This is a genomic window from Massilia sp. Bi118, assembly GCF_918697865.1.
GTDB lineage: Bacteria > Pseudomonadota > Gammaproteobacteria > Burkholderiales > Burkholderiaceae_D > Telluria.
The window spans coordinates 206,932-224,235 of the sequence record NZ_CAKKMV010000004.1 but is presented as its reverse complement, the minus strand read 5'-3'; the positions used below and the strand labels follow the sequence as shown (position 1 = coordinate 224,235).

Sequence of the window (17,304 nt, the reverse complement as noted above, 5' to 3'; positions counted from 1 at the left end):
ATGCAACTTTCCATGCCCGCATCAGGGACATATTGTTACCGTCGTTCCCGCAAACTACCTCCGTCGCCCCCGCGCAGGCGGGGGCCCAAGTTTGCATGAGCGGATATTGGGCGCCAGAACTTGGGGGAAAAAGCGCCACTGGCGCTTTTTTCGCCTTCGCGGGAACGACGAGCCAACATCAGGCGTTAAACCCGCGTCCCTCTTCGGCCAGCTTGCGCAGCAAACCCGCCGGCTTCCAGGCCTCGCCATGGTAGCCGCGCGCATACTTCTCGATCGCGGCCAGCACCTTTGGCAGCCCCACCGTATCGGCATAGAACATCGGCCCGCCGCGGAACAAAGGGAAGCCGTAGCCGCTCAGGTAGACCATATCGATATCGGACGCCCGCAGCGCGATGCCCTCTTCCAGGATCTTCGCGCCCTCGTTCACCAGCGCGTAGACCAGGCGCTCGACGATCTCTTCGTCCGAAATCGCGCGGCGCTCGACGCCCAGATCCTTCGAGTGCTGGATGATCATCCCGTCGACGGCGGCCGAAGGATGCGGGGTGCGGTCGCCCGCCTGGTAGTCGTACCAGCCGGCGCCGGTCTTCTGGCCGAAGCGGCCCTGCTCGCACAGCAGGTCGGCGGTCTTCGAATAAGCCACCTCGGGCATCTCGACGGCGCGGCGCTTGCGGATATACCAGCCGATGTCGTTGCCGGCCAGGTCGCCCATGCGGAAAGGCCCCATGGCGAAGCCGAACTTCTCGATGGCCTGGTCGACCTGCTGCGGCAGCGCGCCTTCATCCAGCAGGAAGCCGGCCTGGCGGATGTACTGCTCGACCATGCGGTTGCCGATGAAGCCGTCGCACACGCCGGAGACCACACCGGTCTTCTTGAGCTTCTTCGACAGCGCCAGCGCCGTCGCCAGCACGTCCTTGCCGGTTTGCGCGCCGCGCACGATCTCCAGCAGCTTCATCACATTGGCCGGGCTGAAGAAATGCAGGCCGATCACGTCCTGCGGGCGCTGCGTGAAGGCGGCGATCTTGTCCAGGTCCAGCGTCGAAGTGTTGGAGGCCAGGATCGCGCCCGGCTTCATCACGGTGTCCAGCTGGCGGAACACGGTCTCCTTGACACCCATGTCTTCGAACACGGCTTCGATCACGATGTCGGCCTGGCCAATGTCTTCATAGGCCAGCGTGCCCTTGACCAGCGCCATGCGCTGTTCGCACTTCTCGGGCGTCAGCTTGCCCTTCCTGACCGTGTTCTCGTAATTCTTGCGGATCGTGGCCAGGCCCTTGTCCAGCGCCTCCTGCTTCATCTCGAGGATGGTGACGGGGATGCCGGCGTTCGCGAAGTTCATCGCGATGCCGCCGCCCATGGTGCCGGCGCCAACCACGGCGGCCGATTTGATCTCGCGCACCAGGGTGTCCGCCGGGACGTCGGGGATCTTGCTGGCGGCGCGTTCGGCAAAGAAGGCATGGCGCAACGCCTTCGATTCGACGGTCTGGGTCAGGTAGATGAAGCGCGAGCGCTCGAACTTGCAGCCTTCCTCGAAAGGCATGTCGACCGCGGCGGCGATGGTTTCGACGCACTCCAGCGGCGCCGGGAAGGCCCCGGCGGCAGCCTTCACTTTCGCGCGCGCGGCGGCCAGGAAGGCTTGCGCATCGGCATGCTCCACCTTGCGCTCGCGGACCTTGGGCAGCGGTCGGACATCGGCGATCCTGTTCGCGAAGCCGACCGCGGCGGCCACCAGGTCGGTCCCGGCCGGGAACACCTCATCGAATAAAGTGCCGGCCAACTTCTCCGACGGTACCGGATTTCCGGTGACGATCATGTCGAGCGCCGCTTCGAGCCCGATCACACGCGGCAGGCGCTGGGTGCCGCCGGCGCCCGGCAGCAGGCCGAGCTTCACTTCCGGCAGCGCGATCTGGGCGCCCGGCACCGCCACGCGGTAGGCGCAGCCCAGCGCCAGCTCCAGGCCCCCGCCCATGCAGACGCTGTGGATCGCGGCGACCACCGGCTTCGATAAACCCTCGGCGGTGCGGATCAGGGTGTGCAGGGTCGGCTCGGTCAGGGCTTTCGGCGAATTGAATTCGCGGATGTCGGCGCCGCCCGAAAAGGCCTTGCCAGCCCCGGTAATCACCACCGCCTTGACGGAGGGGTCAAGCTCGGCGCGCTGCAGCGCCTCGACGGCGGCGGTGCGCGTCGCCAGTCCGAGGCCGTTGACCGGCGGGTTGTTCAGCGTGATGACGGCGACATGGTTCTGGACCTGGTAATCGGCGCTCATGGGTCTCCCTTGGATTTTGTATGGGTGTGTTGAAACGACAGCGGCAACTATAACCGATAAAAAGTACGATCGTGTTATTTGACGCTAGACCGTCGTATACAGCAGGAAGCGGACGCCTTCCTCGTCCGGCTCCAACAGGCGCTCGAAGCGCAGCCCGAGCTTTTCCAGCACCCTGCCGGAAGCCGGGTTGTCCGGGTGGACGGTGCCGACCACGCGCCGGATGCCGTGTGCGCGCCGGCCTTCTTGCATCAGCGCGGCGGCGCTTTCGGTCGCGTAACCCTTGCCCCAGCAGTCCGGCAGGAAGCGGTAGCCGATGTCGGTTTCGCCCAGCTCCATCACAAACTTGAAGCCGCAGAAGCCGACCAGGCGCCCGCTCGCCTTTTCGATCACCGCCAGGCGCCCGAAGCCGTACAGCGCGTAGTCCCTGAGCGGGCGGCTGCACAGGAGTGCGCGTGCCTCTTCCACCGATCGGGCCGGCGTGTCGCCGGTGTAGCGGATGATCTCGGGCAGCGAGACCAATGGCAGCCAGGCCGCGGCGTCTTCCTCGACGAAGGGCCGCAGGATCAGGCGCCCGGTTTCGATGGGCTGCTGCACCGGCATCCTCGGGGCCGTGTGCGGGTTGGCGGCGCGGTCCCGCTCCATCTGGTGGTCGGCCATGGCGCGATGAATCAGGCCCGGGTGCCGCATGTCCCGGCGCATCCAGTCGCGCAGTTCGTCGTTCGGCAGGCCGGCCAGTGCGGCGTCGGCCAGGGCGTCAGCCTCAGGCCCACGACCCAGCCCGCGCAGGATGGCGACGCACAGGCGCACTTCCCTGGAGAAGTTCGACAGCTCGGCGGCCAGGCGCGGCGCGGTGCCGGCCGGCGGGAACAGCGGCCAGCTTTCGGCAGTCGCGTTCAGTTGGGGCACATCGCGCATCGGGTCCGGCATATAGCGCTCGGCCAACGCGAACTCGCCCGCCTCCACCACGGCGGGCAAGGCCGTGAAGGCGGCGCGCTGCGCCTGTGCGGGCATGTCCGCGTCCAGCCGGGCGAACACCGCGCTGGTCGAGTGCGGATCGCGCAGCGTCTCGTTCATCTCGGCGATCAGCGAAAAACGCGACGGCGGCCCCAGCCATTCGTTGCGGGCCAGCCCGTAGCCCAACTCGCCGGCCAGCAGGCGGTGCACCTGCGCGTCGCGCGCGTCGGCCATTGCCGCACGGGCCGGCGCATACTCCCCGGCCAGGAAGTGCCATTCCAACATCACCATGAAGCCGCCTATGTGGCGCTCCCTGTCGACGGACAGCACGCGCGCGAAGGCGGCCAGCACATGGCGCAGCGCGTCTTCGTAACGGCCTTCTTCCCTTGCGCGGCTCGCTTCCAGCACCAGCGCTTCGCCGGCGCTCCAGGTCTCCTGCGCGGCCGCGGCGTCACCTCCACCGGCCCGGATGCCGCTCACATTATCGTTATCCGTCACGTTTATTCAATCCCGGGTCAGTCCTGCGCAATATGGATCTTCGCCTTCACATGCTTCAGGCTCGCCACGATGGTAAAGGTCATGATCACCAGCAGCGACCATGAACTCCACTTGCTGATATGGACGGCCGACCATGCCCCCAGCTGGTTCGGATAGCGCCACACGCCCCAGAAGGTACCGATGTTCTCGGCCATCCAGATGAAGAAGCCGGTCAGCACGAAGCCCAGCATCAGCGGCATGCGGCGGTCGCGGTCGAGCGGCCGGAATACCACCGTGGTGCGCGAGTACAGGCCCAGCGCGCAGGCGGCCAGGTACCAGCGGTAGTCGCCGATGTAATGGTGGGTGAAGAAGTTCACGTAGATCAGGACCGCGATCGTGGTCGCCATCCAGTAAGGCGGATGGTGGCGAACGCGGATGTCCAGCAGGCGCCAGGCCTGCACGATGTAGCTGCCGATGGCGGCATACATGAAGCCCGAGAACAGCGGCACCCCGAAGATTTTGGTGTAGCCGAAGTCCGGGTAGCTCCAGGACTGGATATTCCCCGAGACCTTGAAGGCTTCCAGCGCGAAGCCGACCGCGTGGAACAGGCAGACGGCCTTCAGCTCGTCCCAGGTCTCCAGCTTGACGCGCACCATCCACAGCTGGATCGCGACAGCCACCACCAGCAGCACGTCATAGCGCGGAATGCCGAACAGGCCGGCGCGCGGCATCAGGAAGATGGCGGCGAAAAACAGGCCGACGAAGAGGCAGGCGCGCGCCTCCTTGATGCCGAACCAGAGGAACTCCGTGAGGCCGCGCTTGAGGCCGGCGAGGGAGCGCGGACGGTCGTCCATCAGGAAAGAGTCGATTGCGGATAGCATGGGCGTCGATGTCGGGTGAGGGTCAGGCGCGGGCGCGCTTGCGGTACTGCGAGGGCGATTCGCCCACCAGCTTGCGGAAATCGGCGCTGAAATGCGCCTGGTCGAAGTAGCCCAGCTCCTGGGCCAGCGCGGCGAGGTCGGGTTCATCGCCGTTGGCCAGGCGGTCGGCGGCTTCGTGCAGCCGGAAGCGCCGGATGACCCACTTCGGGCTGACGCCGACGTAATCGCTGAACAGCTGCTGCAGGCTGCGCACGCCCATGCCGGCGTCCAGCGCCAGCTGCTCGACCTGGGTCAGGCCCGGCGTGGTTTCGGCGCGGCGCAGAATGGCGGCGATGCGCTCGACCTGCGGATCGGGCGCCGGCAGCAAGGGCGCCAGCAGGCGCGTGGCGGCGGCCGTCATCGCCGCGTCGTCCGGCGTGTCCAGCACCGCGCGCCTGGCTTCGGCTTCATCCCAGGGGAAGACCTCCGCCAGCGCCAGCACCTGGTCGGTAATGCTGTGCAGCGGCCGCCCCAGGACTGCGCGGAAAGCGCCGGGCCTGAAACGCAGGCCGCAGACCTTGCCGGCGCCTTTCAGCTCGTAGTCGAAGGCACCGGTGGGCACGCCCCAGATGCCGCTGGCGCCGGTGCTGTCGAACACCAGGTGCACGCAGGGATACGGGAGGGTGCGCTGGACATAGGGCGGCTGGCCGCCCAGGTCCCATTCGACGATCCAGAAATGGTCGATGAAGGGGGCAAGTTCGGGCGCGGGCAGGTAGCGCTCCATGCGGAACATCTTGCGCGCCTGGCTGGGTGCGACCACGCCTTTCGGGCGGTCCTGGACGGTGGCCTGTGCGTTCATCGGGTGCTCATCAGGGTCGATGGCCATGATTCTAGCATTCGCGTTTTTCCAAGACGACAAGTTTCAGACGTCCTATGCTGGATGTCCCAACTCAACGAGGACGCCATGAACCGCAACATCACCCTCTTCCACGCTCCCCATTCGCGCTCCGGCGCTGTCCGCATCCTGCTCGAGGAACTAGGCGCGCCCTATGCTCTGGAGACCGTGAACCTGAAAGCCAACGAGACCCACAGCCCGCGTTACCTGGAAGTCAACCCGATGGGCAAGGTGCCCGCCATTCTGGATGGCGAGGCCCTGGTGACGGAGCAGGCGGCCATCATGATCTACCTGGCCGATCTGTTCCCGCAGGCCGGCCTGGCGCCGGCCCTGGACGACCCCTTGCGCGGACCCTGGCTGCGCTGGATGGCCTTCTACGGCAATTGCTTCGAACCGGCGGTGGTCGACCTGGCCATGAAACGCGAGCCGGCGCCGCCCTCGACCTGCCCCTATGGCGACTACGACACCATGCTGTCCACGCTGACGGCGCAGCTGCGCCGCGGCCCCTGGCTGCTCGGCGAGCGTTTTACGGCCGTCGACGTCCTGTGGGGCTATGCGCTGGCCTGGACCAGCGCCTTCAAGCTGGTGCCCGAGCTGCCTGAAATCGCTCAGTACATCGAACGCTTCAATGCACGCCCGGCGGCGCAGCGGGTGACGGCGCTGGACGCCGAACTGGCGGCGGCGCAGGCCGCCTGAGTACTCAAGCCGACGCCGCCACCGGCACGTCGGACGCCGCCGCGGCTTCGCGCGCCACGCGCGGCTGCAGCACCATCAGCGACAGCAGCGCCGGCACGCCCAGCAGCAGGCAGGCCAGGCACCAGGCCAGGCGCGCCCTCGGCCCGAGCGCGGCGCGCCGGGTCCACCAGGCCGCGGCCAGCGCCGACAGCAAGGCCAGCGCGACCGCCACGGTCCACACGGAGGCGGGGCGCGGCAGCAGAAGCGGCGCGAAGCGGCTGGCGCCATCGTCCGGCACCACCCCCCTCTCGATCAGGATCGTGGGCAGGCTGACGGCGGCATGCAGGACCGGCGAGACCCACCAGTCCCTGTGTTCGAACAGCACGGGGAAATCGTGCGCCACTTCGCGGCGGCCCAGTTCGCGCACCTGCCCGCCGGCGTCGACCAGGTAGACCACCTGGGGCGCCGGAATGACGCCATCCAGGCGCCGCCGGCCGCCAATGAAGCTGACCAGGGTGCCATCCGCCACCTGTCCCACTTCTGCCCGATCGAGGTCGCCGAAGGGAAGCGGCAGCGGGATGCTGGCGAGCGGGGCGAGCTGGCCGCCGCGCTCCTCGAGCAGCGCGACGCGGCGGTTGGTCAGCAGCGCCGTGCGCGGACCGAGCACCGCGATGCCGGCGCCCAGCTGCTCCACGCCCGCGACATGCAACACATGCCGCAGTTTCAGGCCGCCCTGTTCGAACTCGTACATGTCGTGGGCGTTCGCCAGGTAGCCCCTGGCGCGGTTGTCGCGCAAAGGCACCGGCTGCGAGTCGAACGGGGTGGCATTGCCCTTGCCGCCGGCGCCGAACCAGCCGGCCCCACGGGCGTGGCGGGTCTGGCCGCTGTACATCATGCGGTCGTGGCTGAAGGTCCAGTTGTTCTGCTGGCTGTCTGACAGCTTGAGGCCGCTGCGGGTCGAGACCGTGTCGCGCACGGTGTACTGGCGCTGGCCGGGGCCGAGGCTGGCGCTGTTGTCGCGGTCCAGGGCGGCGATCCAGCCGGCGGCGCGCGGATCCTTCACGGCGGCCAGGCCCGCCAGCAGCGCTTCGCGGGGATCGAAGCGCGACGCTTCCACGCCGCCGCCGGCCACGACCTCGTCGGCTTCCAGCGGATGCACGCCCGCCATCATCTGGCCGACCTGGAACAGGGTCGAGCCGCTCCACAGCAGCGCGATGTAAAAGCTGAGCTGGAGCGGGGCCGCCGAGGCGACGGTCGCCACCGTGTCGTCGCCTGTGTAGCGGTTGGGGCGGAACACGGTGTACACCAGGACCAGCAGCACGGCGTTGCAAGCCAGGGCCAGGGCCAGCATGGTGCCGTAGCTGGCCATGTGCATGGTCAGCAGGATCGGCAGCATCAGGACCACGAAGGCCCAGCGGCTGCGATGCAGCATGATATAGGCGCCGCTCAGCCAGTACGAGACGCATGTGAGCGCCATGAAGCCGATGCCCGCATAGTGGCGGGCATCGACCACGCGCGTGGTGAAGTGGTCCTGCACGCCCAGCAGGACGAACAGGGGCAGCGCCATCGCCAGCGCGATCAGCACCACGGAGGCAAGCGCGATGCCGGCCAGGATGGGCCCGCGGTGCAGTGGCCGGTGCAGCAGCCAGATCCAGCGGCTCGGCTGGCGGTAGGTGCCGAACTGGTACAGCGCGAAGCCCAGCCCGGACAGCGCGTACAGCAAGGTCATCACCGCGTGCAGTTCGCGCGGGCCGGTGGCGAGGTCGTTCATCTGGTTCATCACCGTGACCAGCACCAGGCTGGCGGCCGCATACAGGATGGCGGCCGTACGGAAGCGCCGCAATTCGGAAAGGAAGAGTTCGATCATCGTATTCAGGCGGCGCGGCGGGCGCCGGCATGTCCATGCGAGAGAAAAGCGTTGACGGCGCGGTCCAGGCCCAGCGGCATGGCCTGCACCCGGCGGGCGCCCAGCAGCTTGAGGCGCGCTTCAAAAGCAGCGCCGTCATGCTGGTCGAAAGTGACGATGTGGGTCAGGCCGTCGAACTGCTGCACCTGCAGCACCCCGTCCAGCTCGCGCACCTCGGGCGCCTTGAAAGGGAATTCGGCCACCCACAGCTGCACGCGCCCGCAGAAGTCGTCCGGGCCGCTCATGTAGCGCAGCCTGCCGCGCTCAAGGATCACCAGGTTGTCAGCAACGCGCTCGATTTCGTCCATCTGGTGCGAGCAGTAGACGATGGTGGAGCCGTCGTCGATGCTGGACTGTAGCAGCGCTTCGAGGAAGGCGCGCTTGGCCACCACGTCCAGCCCCAGGGTCGGCTCGTCGAGGATCAGCAGTTCCGGGCTCTGGGCCAGCGCCAGCGCCAGGTTCAGGCCGGCGCGCTCGCCGCGCGAGAGCTGGCCCACGCGCTGGCCGGGCAGCACATTGAAATGGCACAGCACCTCGTCGTAGCGGCTGCGGTTCCAGCGCGTGCCGGCATACCCCGAGCGCGGCAGCGCATAGTGGCGCTGCTGCATGCGCATCAGGTCCTGCACCCGCATCCAGGCCGGCAGCGTGTGCTCTTCGTTGACGAAACCGATGCGTCCGCGCAGTTCCGGCGAGAGACGGGCGCAGTCCTCGCCGAGCACGCGCGCGCTGCCGCTGCCGGCCGGCTCGAAGCCGAGCAGCACGCGGAACAGCGAGGATTTGCCGGCCCCGTTGGCGCCGACGAAGGCGTGGATGCCGCCGCGCGGCAGGCGCAGGCTCAGGTGGTCGAGGGCCAGCTTGCCTTTGTAGCGCAGGCTCAGGCCCTCGGTTTCGATGACGTATTCGCTCGGATTCGCGCTCATGCTGTCTTCTTCGTGGCGTAGTGGGAGAGCTCGTCCGCGACGCGGTCGAGGATGGTGTCGCTGGGGTAGTCCAGGCCGATGACGTCGCCGACGAAGCGGTCGACCGCCTCATCGAGGCGCCGCTCGCGCTCGGGGTCCGACAGGCGCTGGCGCTGCTCGGCCACGTACAGGCCCAGGCCGGCGCGCGACAGCAGCCAGCCTTCCGCGGTCAATTCCGCATAGGCCTTGGCCACCGTGTTCGGATTGACGGACAACTGCTGGGCCAGGCCGCGCACGCTGGGCAGCGCGTCGCCGGGCTGCAGATCGCCGCCGGCAACCAGGCGTTTGATGCCGTCGGCGATCTGGCGGATGATGGGCCGCGGATCGCCGGTAACGATCTGCAGCATCAGGGGAGCACGTCGATTCATGCTAGACTCACTGTACTAGGACAGATAGTACAGTAGCACCGGACCGGGCTGTGGTCAACTGCTTAATTATTGCGCCGCTTTGCGCTATAGTTAAGAGACTGGATGGAGGTGTAGCGATGAACGATCGTCGACGCAATCCGCTCTGCCCGCCACGCTTCGCCTGCCTGGCGGCGCTGGCTTTCCTCGCCTGCCCCCTGCCGGCCGCCGCCCAGGCCCCGGCCCCGGCCTGGCAGGCGCTGCAAGAGGCCTACTTCCCCGGCAAGAAGCTGGAACCCGCCCCTTTCATTCGCCTGACGGCGCCCACGCGCGCGGCCAGCGGCGACCAGGTGCCCTTCGCCTTCACCATCGACCACCCGATGACGGACGTCCGCTACATCAAGTCGGTCAGCGTCTTCGTCGACGGCAATCCGGTGCCGCTGACCGCGGCCTTCCACTTCGGCCCGCAGAGCGGCAAGCCCGACATCGCCACCCGCATCCGTCTTGAATCGGACTCGCCGGTGCACGTGGTGGCCGAAGCGAGCGACGGCAGGTTCTACGTGAATACCGTCACCGTGCGCGCCTCGGGCGGCTGCAGCGGGCCGGCGACCGGCGACGAAGCGGCAGCCAGGGTCGGCGCCGGCAAAATGAAGCTCGCGCTCGACGGACCCTTCAAGGCCGGCGACGTGAACAAGGCCGCGCTCCTGATCCGGCACCCGATGTCCACGGGCATGCAGCGCGAGCTGTTCTCGCATGGTTTCCGGCCGGCCTATTTTATCGACAGGATCGCCGTCACCTACAACGGCAAGCCGGTGCTGACGGCCGACACGAATATCGGCATCAGCGAGAATCCGTCCTTCCGCTTCGGCTTCGTCGCCGACAAGCCGGGCGCCCTGCAGATCGTCGCCCACGACAATGAAGGTGGCACCTTCCGCCAAACGCTGGACGTCGGAGGCTAGGTGCGGCGCCTGCTTCGCAGACTGCTCCTGCTGGCCCTTGCGGCCGCCACCACGGCCGGCGCAGCCGGCGCGGCGCCCTTGCGCGTCGAGCAGGTGGCGCCAGGCGTGTATGTCCACTTCGGGCAGCACCAGGATTTCGAGGACGGCTACGACGGCGATATCGCGAATATCGGCTTCGTGATCGGCAGCGACGCGGTCGCCGTCATCGATACGGGCGGCTCCTGGCGCGTCGGCATGGCCCTGAAGGAGGCCCTGCGCACCCTCACCCGCCTGCCCGTGCGCTATGTGATCAATACGCATGCGCATCCCGACCATGTGTTCGGCAACGCCGCTTTCATGGATGCCGCCGCGCCGCCGCGCTTCATCGGCCACGCCAGGCTGCCCGGGATACTGAATAGCCGTGGCGAGGCCTATCTGCGCAATCTGAAAGCACAGTTGGGCGACGCGGCTGAAAATTCCAGGCTGATCGCAGCCTCCGACATCGTGGAGGACCAGCTCACCCTCGACCTCGGCAACCGGAAGCTGCGCCTGAAAGCCTGGCCGCCCGCGCACACGAACAATGACCTGAGCGTGTTCGACGCCGCAACCGGCACCTTGTGGACCGGGGACCTGCTTTTCATCGAACGCACGCCCTCCGTCGATGGCGATGTCCCGGGCTGGCTCGCCGCCATGGATGCCCTCGACAAGACGCCGGCCCGCCTCACGATTCCCGGACACGGGCCGCCCACCCGCGACAGGCACCAGGCGCTGGAGCGGCAGCGCAGCTATCTGACTACCTTGCTGCGCGACGTAAGGGCCGGCATTCGCCGCGGCGAGGACATGAGCGCCACGATGGCGACGGCCGCAGCTGCCGAACGCCCGCGCTGGCGGCTCTTCGACGCCGTCAATCGGCGCAACGTCAACCTTCTCTACCCGGCCCTTGAATGGGAGTGAACATGCGCAGGCGCCAGTTTCTCGAATGGGCGCTGATGTGGCCGGTGATGGCCTCGGCAGCCGACCGAAACCTCCATGCGCGCCGCGGCGGCGCGGGACGCGTCGTCGTCGTCGGCGCCGGCTATGGCGGCGCGACGGCAGCGAAGCAGATTCGCGTCCTGAGCCGCGGCCGCGTCGAAGTCATCCTCATCGACCAGAACGCACAATTCATCTCCTGCCCGGTCAGCAATCGCGTGCTGAGCGGCCAGAAAACGCTGGAGCAGCTCAGCTTCGGCTACGATCGGCTGCAGCGGCATCACGGGGTCAAATTCATGCGCGGCAGCGTGACGGCCATCGACGCCGGGAAGTCGCGGGTCGTGGTGGCCGGCCAAAAACTGGCCTACGACCGCCTGGTCGTCGCCCCCGGCATCGACTTCATCTACGACGCCTTTCCCATGCTGGCCGGGGCGCAGGAGCAGATTCCCCACGCATGGAAAGCCGGACCGCAAACCCGCAATCTCCACCGCCAGCTGCTGGCGATGCGCGATGGCGGCGTCTTCACGATCGCGGTCCCGCCCCAGCCCTACCGCTGCCCGCCCGCACCCTACGAGCGCGCCTGCCAGGTTGCCTTCTACCTCAAGACGCACAAGCCCCGGTCCAGGGTGATGGTCCTCGACGCCAATCCCGTGATCACCTCGAAGCGCGTGCTGTTCGAACGGGCATTCCACGATCTGTACCCGGGCATGATCGAATACGTGCCGGGCAGCGAACTGCGCGAGGTCGATGTGGCGACGAAGACCGTCAAGACGACCTTCGAAACGCTCCGCTCGGACGTGCTGAACATCATTCCGCCGCAGCGGGCCGGAAGGATCGCCCAGGATGCCGGCCTGGCGAATATCGACGGGCGCTGGTGCGAAGTCGATGTCCTCAGCTATGAATCGAAGCTGCTGCCGCGCGTGCACGTGCTTGGCGATGCGATCGAGGCCGGCCTGCCCAAGTCCGCCCACATGGCCAACGCGCAGGCGAAGATCTGCGCGCGCGCCGTGGTGGCCTTGATGCTGGGCCAAGCGCCCGATGCGGCGCCGGCCTTTGCGAATACCTGCTACAGCTTCGTCGACGGCCGGCAGGCCATGCACATCTCGACGCTCTACCGCTACGAACCGGCCAGGCGCGGCATGCAGGCCGAGGGCAAGGGCGTCCTGTCCGAGCATGCATCGGCACAGGAAGGCATGGACGCAGAGGCCTGGGCGCGGCAGATCTGGGCCGACACCCTCGATTGATCAGGCGCCCGGCAGCCGGTAGTCCCGGAACTGCTCGCGCAGCCTGTTCTTCTGGATCTTGCCGGTGCCGCCGATCGGCAGGCTGTCCACGAAGACCACATCGTCCGGCATCCAGAAGCGCGCGATCTTCCCTTCGAAAAAGCGCAAGAGCTCTTCGCGCGTGAGCTCGACGCCGGGCCGGCGCACCACCAGCAGCAAGGGCCGCTCGTCCCATTTCGGATGGGCCACGCCGATGCAGGCCGCCTGCAGCACGTCCGGATGGCCGGCCGCGATGTTTTCCAGGTCGATCGAACCGATCCACTCGCCGCCGGACTTGATCACGTCCTTGCTGCGATCGGTGATCTGCATGAAGCCGTCGGCGTCGATGGTGGCCACGTCCCCGGTCGGGAACCAGCCGTCCTGGAGCACGGTACCGGACTCACCCGCGCCCTCGTTGCGGAAGTAGCTGGCGATGATCCACGGACCCTTGACCAGCAGGTGGCCGAAGCTGTGACCGTCCCAGGGCAGCTCTTTGCCATCGTCGTCGACGATCTTCATATCGACGCCGTAGATGGCGTGGCCCTGCTTCTGCAGGATCTTGCGCTGCTCGGGCGCCGGCAGCTTGCGGTGCCTGGCCAGCAGGCCGCCGGTGGTGCCGAGCGGGGACATCTCCGTCATGCCCCAGCCGTGGATGACCTGTACATCGAATTTGTCGATCAGGGTGTCCATCATCGCCGGCGGGCAGGCCGAGCCGCCGATCACGGTGCGGCGGAAGGTCGAGAATTTCAGGTCGTTCTGCAGCGCGTAATTGATCAGGCCCAGCCACACGGTCGGCACGCCGGCCGAGAAAGTCACCCCCTCCTGCTCGAACAGTTCGTACAGCGACTTGCCGTCCAGCGCGGCCCCGGGGAAGACCATCCTGGCGCCGGACAGCAGCACGGAATATGGCAGGCCCCAGGCGTTCACGTGGAACATGGGCACCACCGGCAGCACGGTGTCGATGGCGCCGACGTTCAGGACGTTCGGCAGCGCGGAGGCGTAGGCGTGCAGCACGGTCGAGCGGTGCGAGTACAGCGCGCCCTTCGGATTGCCGGTCGTGCCCGAGGTGTAGCACAGCGAGGCCGCGGCGTTCTCGTCGAACAGCGGCCATTCGTAGCCGCCGTCCGCAGCCTCGATCAGTTCCTCGTAGCACAGCAGGTTAGCGATGGTCGACGCGGCCGGCATGTGGGCGCGGTCGCTCATCAGCACAAAGGCTTTCACGGTCGCGCAATGCGGGGCGATGGCTTCGACCAAGGGCAGGAAGGTCAGGTCGAAGCACAGCACCTGATCCTCCGCATGGTTGACGATGTAGGCGATCTGCTCCGGATGCAGGCGCGGGTTGATGGTGTGCAGGACCGCGCCCGAGCCGGACACCGCGTAATACAGTTCCAGATGGCGGTAGCCGTTCCAGGCCAGGGTGCCGACCCGCTCGCCCATCGCCACGCCGCGGTCCGCCAGGGCCTGCGCCAGGCGCCGGGCTCTGGCTTCGCAGTCGCGGTAGGTGTAGCGGTGCAGGTCAGTCATGTCGGCCTCGACGCGGCGCGAGACGATCTCGCTGCTGCCATAGTGCCGGGCGGCAAAGCGAATGATGCTGGAAATCGACAGCGGCTGGCTCATCATCTGGCCCTGGACGGGGCTCTGCGGAATGGACTGCATCTTGTCTCCCGGAAGTATTTGCGGCCGAGTTTGGAACGGGCGTGCGCAGAGCGTCAACGGATTTCGATGCTGCAATGCGTCAAGCCGCTTGCCGCCATCGTTACGGGATGTAAGCTGGGTAGTGCGCACGCCAGCGTGCACTTAAAATCGGCTCGTCTGGGTTAGAATCCCGGCAAGCTATGTCACCACGTCCTGAAGGAACCGCCATTCGCGCTGACGACCTCCCTTTCGACAATTCCTTCGCCGAATTGCCGCCCGCGTTCTACACGCGCCTGATGCCGACGCCCCTGCCTGCGCCCTATTTCGTTGCGGCCAGCGCCAAGGCCGCGGCCCTGGCCGGGCTAGCCCCGGCGGCATTGAAGCAGGACGATTTCGTCGCCGTCTTCAGCGGCAACCAGGTGCCGCCGCGCGCGCAGCCCCTGTCGGCCGTCTACTCGGGCCACCAGTTCGGCCACTGGGCCGGGCAGCTGGGCGATGGCCGTGCCATCCTTCTCGGCCAGCTGAACGGTCCCGAAGGCCCGATGGAGCTGCAGCTAAAAGGGGCCGGCATGACGCCCTACTCGCGCATGGGCGACGGCCGCGCCGTGCTGCGCTCCTCGATCCGCGAATTCCTGTGCTCGGAAGCAATGGCCGCGCTCGGCATCCCGACCACACGCGCCCTGATGCTGACCGGCTCGCCCCAGCAGGTGGTGCGTGAAACCATCGAGAGCGCCGCCGTCGTCACCCGCATGGCGCCCTCCTTCGTCCGTTTCGGCTCCTTCGAACACTGGCATTACCGCGGCAGGCAGGACGAGCTGCGCACCCTGGCCGACTACGTGATCCGCGAGTTTTATCCGGAACTGCAGTCGGCGGAGAATCCCTACCTGGCGCTGCTGCTTGAGGTCACCCGCCGCACGGCGCGCATGATCGCGCACTGGCAGGCGGTCGGCTTCATGCACGGCGTGATGAACACGGACAATATGTCCATCCTGGGCATCACCCTCGATTACGGCCCCTTCGGCTTCATGGAAGCCTTCGACGTCGACCACATCTGCAACCACACCGACGAGGGCGGCCGCTATTCCTATTCGAACCAGGTGCCGGTCGGCCACTGGAACTGCTACGCGCTGGCGAATGCCCTGCTGCCCCTGATCGAGGATAAGGAAGCTGCCGAGGCCGCGCTGGACGGCTATATCGACGCCTACGGCGACTGCTTCGACGCGCTGGTGCAGGCCAAGCTGGGGCTCAAGACCACGCAGGAGGGGGACCGCGCCCTGTACGACGCCATGTTCAAGCTGATGCACGAGAACCGCGTCGACTTCACCCTGTTCTTCCGCCGCCTGGGCGAATTGCGGATGGACGTGCTCGACAGCGACAGGAATGAGGCCGACGCGCCGCTGCGCGACCTCTTCCTCGACCGCCCCGGCTTCGATGCCTGGGCAGTCGATTATCGCGCCCGCCTGCGCCGGGAACACAGCCAGGACGATGCCCGCCGGCTTGCGATGCACCAGGTCAACCCCAAATACATCCTGCGCAACTACCTGGCCCAGACCGCGATCGAAAAAGCGCAGAATGGCGATTTTTCCGAAGTCGCCAAACTGCTTGCGATCCTGGAACGGCCGTTCGACGAGCAGCCGGAGAACGAAGCCTATGCGGCCCTGCCGCCGGACTGGGCGTCCCACCTCGAAGTGAGCTGCTCCTCCTGACCCTTTATTAGCAACACCGACGACCATGACCGAAAAAGTGAGCAAGACCGACGCCGAATGGCGCGCCCAGCTGGACCCGATGGAATACCAGGTGACCCGCCACGCGGCCACCGAGCGCGCCTTCACGGGTAAATTCTGGGACCACCATGAGCACGGCATCTACCATTGCGTGTGCTGCGACACCCCGCTGTTCGAGTCGGACGCCAAGTTCGAGTCCGGTTGCGGCTGGCCCAGCTACTTCCGCGCCCTCGATCCCGACAACGTGATCGAAAAGGTCGACCGCACCCACGGCATGGTGCGCACCGAGATCATCTGCGCGGTCTGCGACGCCCACCTGGGCCACGTGTTCCCGGACGGTCCGCCGCCCACTGGCCTGCGCTATTGCATCAATTCGGCCGCCCTGCGCTTCGAAGCGGCATAATACGCATTTTCAACGAACCGCACTCGCATGAAATTCCTGTTCGACCTGTTCCCGGTCATTCTCTTCTTCGCCGTCTTCAAGATTGCCGACGGCAACCAGGAAGCCGCGCACGCCCTCGCCGTCCAGACCCTGGGCTGGCTGGTGGCGGGCGGCGCCCTGACCCCGGCGCAATCGCCGATCATGCTGGCCACCGCGGTCGGCATCGTCGCCACCGTCCTGCAGATCGCCTATCTGATCGTGCGCGGCCGCAAGGTCGACGGCACCCTGTGGCTTTCGCTGGGCGTGATCGCCGTGATGGGCGGCGCCACCATCTACTTCCACGACGAGAAATTCATCCTCTGGAAGCCGACCATCCTGTACTGGGCTTTTGCGCTGGCCCTGTTCGTCGGCCAAGTGGGCTTCGGCAACAACCTGATCCGCAAGGTGATGGAAGCCCAGATCAAGCTGCCGGAATCGGTCTGGCCCAAGGTCAACGTCGCCTGGATGGCCTTCTTCGCCCTGGTCGGCGTGCTGAACCTGTTCATGGCCTTCGTGGTCTTCAAGGACAACTTCAGCGCCTGGGTCAGCTTCAAACTGTTCGGCGTCACCGGCATCTTCTTCGCCTTCATCGTCATCCAGACCCTGATGCTGTCCAAGCACATCCAGGAACACGAGCAGGGGGACGCATGAGCCAGGCCCGTCCCGAGCGCATCCGCGAGCTGCTGCAGGCCGCGCTGAGCCCATCGAAACTCGAGGTCAACGACGACTCCCACCTGCACGCCGGCCATGCCGGCGCGGCCTCCGGCGGGGGCCATTACAGCGTGAAAATCGTTTCGGAACGCTTCGAAGGCCTGAGGCTCGTCATGCGCCATCGGCTGGTGTATGATGCCGTGCAAGGCATGATGCATACCGACATTCACGCACTTGCGATCACCGCCATTGCACCATCAGAACTGTCGTAAGCCAGCCTTCAGGAAGTCTTAAGTAATCTGTTCGAAAATCTGCTACGTATTACAAGAACTAATCAAATCTCGTCCAAGCAACCCCCTCACAGGAACCAC

Annotated in this window: 16 protein-coding genes; 8 read left to right on the top strand and 8 right to left on the bottom strand. The window is 66.7% G+C overall.

The features are described from left to right. Positions 1-178: 178 nt before the first annotated feature. The 4 genes from LQV39_RS07815 to LQV39_RS07800 all read right to left on the bottom strand — a co-directional run bounded on the left by LQV39_RS07815 (position 179) and on the right by LQV39_RS07800 (position 5,440). Complete coding sequence (locus LQV39_RS07815; RefSeq protein ID WP_230022912.1) at positions 179-2,263, bottom strand: 3-hydroxyacyl-CoA dehydrogenase NAD-binding domain-containing protein; 2,085 nt, start codon at positions 2,261-2,263, stop codon at positions 179-181. Positions 2,264-2,347: 84 nt separating this feature from the next. Next, positions 2,348-3,715 carry a GNAT family N-acetyltransferase gene (locus LQV39_RS07810; protein ID WP_230022909.1) on the bottom strand — a complete coding sequence of 456 codons (1,368 nt, stop codon included), beginning with the start codon at positions 3,713-3,715 and terminating at the stop codon, positions 2,348-2,350. Positions 3,716-3,732: 17 nt separating this feature from the next. Further along, the gene (locus tag LQV39_RS07805; RefSeq protein WP_230022906.1) at positions 3,733-4,575 is read right to left on the bottom strand and encodes a DUF817 domain-containing protein; all 843 of its coding nucleotides are present in this window, start codon (positions 4,573-4,575) and stop codon (positions 3,733-3,735) included. Between the two features lie 22 nt (positions 4,576-4,597). Then, positions 4,598-5,440 (bottom strand): helix-turn-helix domain-containing protein, encoded by an 843-nt coding sequence (locus tag LQV39_RS07800; protein WP_230022904.1) that lies wholly within the window; start codon positions 5,438-5,440, stop codon positions 4,598-4,600. 78 nt (positions 5,441-5,518) lie between these two features. On the opposite strand from LQV39_RS07800, the gene LQV39_RS07795 reads away from it, so the two are divergent. Continuing rightward, the gene (locus LQV39_RS07795) at positions 5,519-6,145 is read left to right on the top strand and encodes a glutathione S-transferase family protein (RefSeq protein ID WP_230022902.1); all 627 of its coding nucleotides are present in this window, start codon (positions 5,519-5,521) and stop codon (positions 6,143-6,145) included. A 4-nt stretch (positions 6,146-6,149) separates the two neighbouring features. On the opposite strand, the gene LQV39_RS07790 is transcribed toward LQV39_RS07795, so the two are convergent. The 3 genes from LQV39_RS07790 to LQV39_RS07780 are packed head-to-tail and all read right to left on the bottom strand — an operon-like array spanning position 6,150 to position 9,357. Next, on the bottom strand, positions 6,150-7,991 hold the full coding sequence (locus tag LQV39_RS07790) for a hypothetical protein (RefSeq protein WP_230022900.1): 1,842 nt from the start codon (positions 7,989-7,991) through the stop codon (positions 6,150-6,152). 5 nt (positions 7,992-7,996) lie between these two features. Further along, positions 7,997-8,950: an ABC transporter ATP-binding protein gene (locus LQV39_RS07785; RefSeq protein WP_230022897.1), complete on the bottom strand. Its 954-nt coding sequence runs from the start codon at positions 8,948-8,950 to the stop codon at positions 7,997-7,999. Then, positions 8,947-9,357, bottom strand: coding sequence for a GntR family transcriptional regulator (locus tag LQV39_RS07780; protein ID WP_230022894.1), 411 nt, complete (start codon positions 9,355-9,357; stop codon positions 8,947-8,949). The genes LQV39_RS07785 and LQV39_RS07780 overlap by 4 nt, the downstream gene beginning before the upstream one ends. Positions 9,358-9,473: 116 nt before the next feature. On the opposite strand from LQV39_RS07780, the gene LQV39_RS07775 reads away from it, so the two are divergent. The 3 genes from LQV39_RS07775 to LQV39_RS07765 are packed head-to-tail and all read left to right on the top strand — an operon-like array spanning position 9,474 to position 12,484. Continuing rightward, the gene (locus LQV39_RS07775) at positions 9,474-10,292 is read left to right on the top strand and encodes a quinoprotein dehydrogenase-associated SoxYZ-like carrier (RefSeq protein ID WP_230022877.1); all 819 of its coding nucleotides are present in this window, start codon (positions 9,474-9,476) and stop codon (positions 10,290-10,292) included. Further along, positions 10,293-11,225, top strand: a complete 933-nt coding sequence (locus LQV39_RS07770; protein ID WP_230022873.1) for a quinoprotein relay system zinc metallohydrolase 2 — start codon at positions 10,293-10,295, stop codon at positions 11,223-11,225. Positions 11,226-11,227: 2 nt separating this feature from the next. Further along, entirely contained in the window at positions 11,228-12,484 is a 1,257-nt protein-coding gene (locus LQV39_RS07765) for an NAD(P)/FAD-dependent oxidoreductase (RefSeq protein ID WP_230022870.1), read from the top strand. Here the strand turns inward: LQV39_RS07765 and LQV39_RS07760 are convergent, their stop codons facing one another. After that, complete coding sequence (locus LQV39_RS07760) at positions 12,485-14,158, bottom strand: 3-(methylthio)propionyl-CoA ligase (protein WP_230022864.1); 1,674 nt, start codon at positions 14,156-14,158, stop codon at positions 12,485-12,487. 179 nt (positions 14,159-14,337) lie between these two features. Between LQV39_RS07760 and LQV39_RS07755 the strand changes: the two genes are divergently transcribed. Genes LQV39_RS07755 through LQV39_RS07740 form a run of 4 tightly spaced genes read left to right on the top strand, consistent with a single transcriptional unit; the run spans position 14,338 to position 17,205 of the window. Next, positions 14,338-15,843, top strand: a complete 1,506-nt coding sequence (locus LQV39_RS07755) for a YdiU family protein (RefSeq protein WP_230022862.1) — start codon at positions 14,338-14,340, stop codon at positions 15,841-15,843. Between the two features lie 25 nt (positions 15,844-15,868). Continuing rightward, the gene (gene msrB, locus LQV39_RS07750) at positions 15,869-16,264 is read left to right on the top strand and encodes a peptide-methionine (R)-S-oxide reductase MsrB (protein WP_230022859.1); all 396 of its coding nucleotides are present in this window, start codon (positions 15,869-15,871) and stop codon (positions 16,262-16,264) included. A 27-nt stretch (positions 16,265-16,291) separates the two neighbouring features. After that, the gene (locus LQV39_RS07745) at positions 16,292-16,933 is read left to right on the top strand and encodes a septation protein A (RefSeq protein ID WP_230022856.1); all 642 of its coding nucleotides are present in this window, start codon (positions 16,292-16,294) and stop codon (positions 16,931-16,933) included. Further along, positions 16,930-17,205, top strand: coding sequence for a BolA family transcriptional regulator (locus tag LQV39_RS07740; RefSeq protein WP_230022853.1), 276 nt, complete (start codon positions 16,930-16,932; stop codon positions 17,203-17,205). The genes LQV39_RS07745 and LQV39_RS07740 overlap by 4 nt, the downstream gene beginning before the upstream one ends. The last annotated feature ends 99 nt before the right edge of the window (positions 17,206-17,304 follow it).

Excerpts from the sequence above, each read along its gene's own strand:
- LQV39_RS07760 (WP_230022864.1), bottom strand. The coding sequence starts at position 14,158 with ATGCAGTCCATTCCGCAGAGCCCCGTCCAGGGCCAGATGATGAGCCAG.
- LQV39_RS07795 (WP_230022902.1), top strand. The coding sequence starts at position 5,519 with ATGAACCGCAACATCACCCTCTTCCACGCTCCCCATTCGCGCTCCGGC.
- LQV39_RS07765 (WP_230022870.1), top strand. The coding sequence starts at position 11,228 with ATGCGCAGGCGCCAGTTTCTCGAATGGGCGCTGATGTGGCCGGTGATG.
- LQV39_RS07790 (WP_230022900.1), bottom strand. The coding sequence starts at position 7,991 with ATGATCGAACTCTTCCTTTCCGAATTGCGGCGCTTCCGTACGGCCGCC.
- LQV39_RS07775 (WP_230022877.1), top strand. The coding sequence starts at position 9,474 with ATGAACGATCGTCGACGCAATCCGCTCTGCCCGCCACGCTTCGCCTGC.
- LQV39_RS07745 (WP_230022856.1), top strand. The coding sequence starts at position 16,292 with ATGAAATTCCTGTTCGACCTGTTCCCGGTCATTCTCTTCTTCGCCGTC.
- LQV39_RS07755 (WP_230022862.1), top strand. The coding sequence starts at position 14,338 with ATGTCACCACGTCCTGAAGGAACCGCCATTCGCGCTGACGACCTCCCT.
- LQV39_RS07805 (WP_230022906.1), bottom strand. The coding sequence starts at position 4,575 with ATGCTATCCGCAATCGACTCTTTCCTGATGGACGACCGTCCGCGCTCC.
- msrB (WP_230022859.1), top strand. The coding sequence starts at position 15,869 with ATGACCGAAAAAGTGAGCAAGACCGACGCCGAATGGCGCGCCCAGCTG.
- LQV39_RS07740 (WP_230022853.1), top strand. The coding sequence starts at position 16,930 with ATGAGCCAGGCCCGTCCCGAGCGCATCCGCGAGCTGCTGCAGGCCGCG.
- LQV39_RS07780 (WP_230022894.1), bottom strand. The coding sequence starts at position 9,357 with ATGAATCGACGTGCTCCCCTGATGCTGCAGATCGTTACCGGCGATCCG.
- LQV39_RS07815 (WP_230022912.1), bottom strand. The coding sequence starts at position 2,263 with ATGAGCGCCGATTACCAGGTCCAGAACCATGTCGCCGTCATCACGCTG.
- LQV39_RS07785 (WP_230022897.1), bottom strand. The coding sequence starts at position 8,950 with ATGAGCGCGAATCCGAGCGAATACGTCATCGAAACCGAGGGCCTGAGC.
- LQV39_RS07800 (WP_230022904.1), bottom strand. The coding sequence starts at position 5,440 with ATGGCCATCGACCCTGATGAGCACCCGATGAACGCACAGGCCACCGTC.